Raw genomic sequence first — 5,652 nt, 5'->3', positions numbered from 1 at the left:
ATTAATACTTTCTTTTTTGTGCGTATCATAGTTGACAGTGTGGTCAAAACAGCTTTACTGTAATACAAGTTCTTGTATAATGCGCCGTCCATAGGAATAGGATCGGAAGCCATTTAATCATGGTTTTCGTCGCTGCATATCCTTATGAAGAACATTTTAGTATCCGTTGAGATTATTATGAAAAATGAAAAACTTTTAGATATGCTGGGTAATGATCCAGTTCAACTAAATATGATTTCATTGAAAGTTAAGTTGATGTTGATCATTACCGCATTCATCGAAGAAAATAAATGGAACCAAGCTCAGGCCGCTGACAAACTTTGTGTTAGCCAGCCAAGAGTAAGCAACCTTGTAAATGGCAAAATATCAAGATTTTCAATTGATATGCTGTTGGAAATACTAGGTAAGCTTGGTTATCTTATGGATATAACGTTTAATCCTGAAGAGGGTAACAACCCTATAAATGTAAGGATTAGAAAAACAGCCGCGTAGACGGCGGCTGTTTTAGTTGCTACTTAGGCAATAGCTTTGTATCTGATTTTTATGGTGTTCTCGTGCTTAGAGTCTGTGCCATCAGACGTTTTTACAAATGCATGTAAAATGTGCACGATGCCATTCTTTATCGCATAAACACAACGATAAGCTGGCTTTCCATTTTTGCAGATTTCTTTAACTCCGCTACCTAAACCGTGCAATGGTTTGATGTTTGTCGGCGTCAAACCGTAGCACAGTTGCGTTATCGCAAAAATAAACTGTTCCTTTATTTCATAAGGAAAAGAATCTAGTTTTTTCTTTGAGTCTCCATGAAACTCACAATCGTTTTCGTCGGACATAAATACCTCCTTTGTAGTGTGTGTATAGGTCGATACTGCTATTTAAACCGTGGGTTTTAATTTCCATATCTTTTTCCTTTTTAATTTTTTATTATGCTGTATGTTGGGGATAGCCCAACATGAGCATATTAAACCGGTGTTGTTATCTCCGCAAGGTATGATATGCAAATTTTTATATAATAAAGGTTGTTACAGAGGTCGTGCGAGAGATGAACGGCGTGTCTGTGCGGGAATCCGGTAGTTTTGAGTTAAAAATAAAAATGAAATAATTAGGGTTTGTATTTGGCTCTTATGTCGTTACGAAGTTTTATGTCATCTAGTGTACTAACCACTTTTGGCCAGTCAGGATCATCTTCTGCTTTTGTTACCTTCTTAGGATTTGTTTCGTCAATTAATGGTGCAGTATATGAGAGTCTATTTGTTAGGCTCACTATTTGCTCTTTCATCTCCGCCTGCTCTTTTCGTAGCAAATTAATAGCATTAAGCAGATCGTAGTAAGATGGTGTTGCATTGTGTGGCTTTTCTATGACTTCCTCTGTTGCAACTTGCTTTAGTTCGCCATATACACGAATCAACTCGGAAGTGTCTACGTGTGGCATTCCATCCCTATCTCTTTCATAAGAAAGCTTCCCTGCATTGATGTGGCGCCATATTGTCGTTCTGTTTTTGCCTACAATTTTGGCTGCTTGAGATAGATTTACTTTTGCCATGTTGCATCCATATTTATGCATCAAGAGATGCCGTGTTGCGGTGTGTTGCATTTTTTATTATACGTCGAGCTTAAGCTGGGCGCTTTGTTTAAACTCAAACGATAGCGCTGCTACGGTACGACCTTTTTTAATGGTTTCGTAATTGATAGTAAGATCTGAACGCTGATTTAATTCATCTAAGGCCGGTTTGATCACCCACTTATTTAGGTCTCTGAATTGAGGATATTTGTCGGCGATTCCTAACGCTGAGCGAAAGTCATCCACGTAAATTATTCTTTCGCCTGTAGCGTTAAACTTCATTAGTAGCTCGTATAGCCTAATGGAGTGTGCTGACTGCAAATTCGCTATGTGACGGAGTTTATAAGTTGTAAATCTGCTCTGTAAGCAGCTTATGTATTTTAAGACCTCATCTGTCCAGGTGAGCGTAATCGCTCCTTGACCTTTAAGTTTTTTCACTCCTTTTTGAACCCATCTCAGCTTAACTTCTTCCTGATCATCCTTTAGAACTATCACAGCATCAAATAGAGCATCTGATGCTTTATACAATTCACGATGAGCGTTCTTGATGTCTATCCCCATAAGTTCGGAAAACTCTAGAGCTGTTAGAGTCATCTCCTTTGATGTATTGCCTCTAGAATCTACTTTTCCTAGGCAAGCCAACACTAGTTTCTGAGCTTGCACATTTAGTTTGTAGCTGGCATCTATCAAGTTATTTGATTTTGTTACAGAAAGATTATTCATTTTGTTGTGCTTCTTATTTGTGGAGGTGATTTCATTAGTTCCACAATACACATGTGTGGAGGATGTATCAATGGCCTCCACCGTTGCTTGTTAGTATTACCGTAAATCTCTCCACTTATAATTCGTACGGCACCGTAAATCTCTCCACTTAATATCTCAATATTACCGTAAATCTCTCCACTTAATATTGCTGTAGCCCTTTGATACCAAGGCTTGTGGGGCGCTTAAAAACAAGAAAGATCTTAAAGAACAAGAAAGATCTTTAAAAAAAGGCTGCGCATGTGGATAACTTTTAAAAATTTCGAGTGAAAACCCTTCTTGGGGGGCTTGCCCCCCGCCAGCCCTTCCCCTCGCTTCGCTCGTTTCCGGCATCCCCCAAAGAAAAAATGCCTCGCCATTTCCTAGCTACGCTAGGGGCGAAGTTAAAAACATTGCTGAAGATATATTTTGCCTACGGCCATTTAGCTTCAACTGTGCGGATAGCCCGTTACCCTGCGGGGCTGGTTCGCTACGCTCACTGTCAGGCAGAAAGAGAAAGTTAAAGTCAACGCTAATAGGTCTAAATTAAGATTTGTGGCGTTTTAGATTGAAAAAGCAACAGTTCATCAATATTTAAATAAATACGCTTAAAACGTTTCCTATGAGCTTTAGCGGGCACTGTAATTTAAGTTTCATTGTGCCTCAGAGCGAATACCAGCTAGCGAAGTCTGCTGGTATTCGTGAAGTGGCAGGCTTGGGATAGTTTGAAAAAGTTACTAAATCAAGTGCCATAGAGAAGCCAACTTAGAGGGGGTATGTCACTCCATTTTAAGGGAGTGACATACCCCCAGGTGTGCTCCTAATGCGGGGGATGTTGGCTTCTTTTGGCATTTTAAGCGCGTGATAGCGGCGGCCGCTATTGCGTGCGAATTTGGCTTGCGGTAAAGTGACATTTCTTCCAGCGCATCTCTCGATGCTTCAATATTTCTCCGTAAAAAATACTTTTTTGCTCCCGTCCAACAGGACGTTTGTAGGATCACTGACTAGCACTCAGACTTGATGGCGGCGCTCAACAGAGACGCATCATTTGTGGCAATTGCCCTTAGCAACACTTGCTCAATACCCTCGTGGGTTCTTACCTGTTCTCGGCAGTAGGAACGAGCATTAACACTAAACTGACTTCCGAAATGGCCGCCTAGCGAATGCTGCAGGCCTATGTGTTGCTAATCCGCCAGAGCAAACTCTTTTCCATTGTTAATGCGCCAAATAGGCGCATTCCCCTTTTTTGAATTTGTTACTATTTCAAGGGGCTTTATGGCTTTCACTTTCTTTTTTCAGGCCAATAAATTTTTGAAGCAGCACTGCGCCAGTTCATTCGCAACGAAATCGGAGCGGATTAAAACGATCCGTTTAGTCGATAAGCAATTGAGAGAGTTAGGGTTTAAAAATCTGCAGTTGAAAGGGCTAAAGCCAAAACATATTGATGCATTGTTGCAAAAATGGCAGGCGGAAAACTTGTCTGCAGGGACAATTAAAAACCGGATGGTGCATATCCGTTGGCTAACCGAAAAAATAGGCAAAAAGGGCGTTATATCGCCGTCAAATTCGGATTTAGGGATCGATAAACGGGTGTATGTCACCAATGAAAATAAGGGAAAAACACTTACCGAAGCCCAACTTAATGCGGTGTCAGATCCGTATATAAAAATGTCGCTACAGCTTCAAGCCGCGTTTGGCTTAAGGCGCGAGGAAGCGATGAAGATTATTGTTGATAAGGCAGTTCAAGGCGATCGTTTGCTGTTGGATGCGTCTTGGTGCAAAGGCGGTCGAGATCGCGCGATCCCTATTTTGACGGACGAACAGCGCCAACTATTAACACAAGCGAGCACGTTAACCCGTGGCCGTTCGCTCATTCCGCCGCAGTTAATGTATGTGCAGCAAATGAAACGCTACGAAAATACCTGCCTTAAGATTGGCCTCGATCGGGCGCATGGCTTGCGTCACCGCTACGCGCAGCAGCGCTATGTCGCGTTAACCGGTTTCGAATGTCACGCAGTATCTGGGGTCGCAGCAAGAAGGCTGTCAGAGGCGCACAGGGCACTAGATAAAATGGCAAGGGCAATCATTACGCAGGAGTTAGGCCATGGCCGGTTGCCGGTCACGGCTGTTTATCTGGGTTCTTAGTGCTGCTACTATCAACTCAGTGCAATATCCAATCAGGAAGCGGGCGCCATGAGTACAATTCAGATTATCGGTTTTTTTCTTATTCTCGCGACCTTTGGCACGCTGATTTATTCGGGATACTTGTTATATACCCATAGCAGCTTACCTGATCAGTCTGGTAAGCCTCGTCTGCGTTGTAAAAAGCGTTAGTGCTTTTTTTCCTTCACTAACATATCGCTGGCGCTGTCATATACCCAATGCTCATTGGGGTCGAGTTGATGCTTTCCTAACACATTCGCAGCCCGAACGAGCCAGTCCTGTACCTCGGGGGAATCCATTGTGTGATGACCTGGGATCGCCAGTAACGCTGCTTTTAACGCTTGCTCTTCAGGAGTGAGTGCCATGTTAAATCCTCTTCATTTGGTCACGATATTATCTTCATCTCGTCACGGTAGTCGTCACTTGATTATGTTACTATTTCAATGTATATTGATTTTGTAACTTAATCAAGGGTGACGTTTATGACAGAACAATCTAAGTCAAATAACCATGGTGGCGCTCGCCCAGGTGCGGGTCGTAAAACCAAGTATGAGAAGACGGTAGTGATGCGGGTGCCTGAGAAGTACCAAGAGGCAATTAAAGCGCTGATCAGTCACTTAGATAATACCGCTTACATCGATAGTCACTATCTAAAAGGGGAGATATCTGATCCTGTTTTCCTTCGTTCTTTAGATGACAATGCTCAGAACATCACTTTTTCAACGCAACCACTCTTGAAAAAGTAACATATTCAAATTGAATGATGGTCACCAATTGTGAAAATAAGCATTTCAGAGTGCTTTTGGTGCCAAATTCAAACCGGCTTTTTTAATGGGGAGCGCACCCTGAAAGTCGTTCTAAACTTTCATGTGCTTTTCGATGGATTTTGACAAGATACTTAGGTTAAACAACCTGTGATGGCTTTCTTATGCGCGTAAGCCTTGTTTTCTATAGCAAACTCATCTATTTAACATAACTGCCAATTGTGAGCATAATATAATTATATTTAATTAAATTTAATTATATTTTAATTAAAATAAACAGATTTTAAGTAAAACACTTTAAATTCATTGGTTTATGATTTTTTTGTCGTGATTTCAATAATTGGCGGAGAGCAAAAAAGAAACAGAATTATTTATTTTTTTAAATTTTTGATTTTACATATCATTGTTTTTTATGGTTTTTTT

At 41.1% G+C, this 5,652-nt stretch carries 8 protein-coding genes; 4 read left to right on the top strand and 4 right to left on the bottom strand.

From position 1 onward, the window contains the following. Positions 1–177: 177 nt before the first annotated feature. A complete protein-coding gene (locus Q4Q50_RS22175; protein WP_311901192.1) occupies positions 178–492 on the top strand; it encodes a helix-turn-helix domain-containing protein in 315 nt (104 codons plus the stop codon). Positions 493–515: 23 nt separating this feature from the next. Here Q4Q50_RS22175 and Q4Q50_RS22170 read toward each other — a convergent pair whose 3' ends face one another. From Q4Q50_RS22170 to Q4Q50_RS22160, 3 genes are all read right to left on the bottom strand, one after another. Next, positions 516–833, bottom strand: coding sequence for a type II toxin-antitoxin system RelE/ParE family toxin (locus Q4Q50_RS22170; protein ID WP_311901191.1), 318 nt, complete (start codon positions 831–833; stop codon positions 516–518). Positions 834–1,102: 269 nt separating this feature from the next. Further along, a complete protein-coding gene (locus Q4Q50_RS22165) occupies positions 1,103–1,543 on the bottom strand; it encodes a hypothetical protein (RefSeq protein ID WP_311901190.1) in 441 nt (146 codons plus the stop codon). 57 nt (positions 1,544–1,600) lie between these two features. Beyond that, positions 1,601–2,284 (bottom strand): replication initiation protein, encoded by a 684-nt coding sequence (locus Q4Q50_RS22160; protein ID WP_311901189.1) that lies wholly within the window; start codon positions 2,282–2,284, stop codon positions 1,601–1,603. Positions 2,285–3,520: 1,236 nt separating this feature from the next. Here Q4Q50_RS22160 and Q4Q50_RS22155 point away from each other — a divergent pair. Beyond that, positions 3,521–4,447, top strand: a complete 927-nt coding sequence (locus Q4Q50_RS22155) for a phage integrase N-terminal domain-containing protein (RefSeq protein WP_311901193.1) — start codon at positions 3,521–3,523, stop codon at positions 4,445–4,447. Between the two features lie 48 nt (positions 4,448–4,495). Continuing rightward, a complete protein-coding gene (locus Q4Q50_RS22150; RefSeq protein WP_311901188.1) occupies positions 4,496–4,636 on the top strand; it encodes a hypothetical protein in 141 nt (46 codons plus the stop codon). On the opposite strand, the gene Q4Q50_RS22145 is transcribed toward Q4Q50_RS22150, so the two are convergent. Further along, a complete protein-coding gene (locus tag Q4Q50_RS22145; RefSeq protein WP_311901187.1) occupies positions 4,633–4,830 on the bottom strand; it encodes a hypothetical protein in 198 nt (65 codons plus the stop codon). The genes Q4Q50_RS22150 and Q4Q50_RS22145 overlap by 4 nt on opposite strands. Before the next feature lie 117 nt (positions 4,831–4,947). Between Q4Q50_RS22145 and Q4Q50_RS22140 the strand changes: the two genes are divergently transcribed. Then, a complete protein-coding gene (locus Q4Q50_RS22140) occupies positions 4,948–5,211 on the top strand; it encodes a hypothetical protein (protein ID WP_311901186.1) in 264 nt (87 codons plus the stop codon). Positions 5,212–5,652: the final 441 nt, after the last annotated feature.

The organism is Shewanella scandinavica (genome assembly GCF_031932065.1).
Taxonomy (GTDB): Bacteria; Pseudomonadota; Gammaproteobacteria; order Enterobacterales; family Shewanellaceae; genus Shewanella; species Shewanella baltica.
This window is presented reverse-complemented; position numbering and strand designations above follow the sequence as displayed.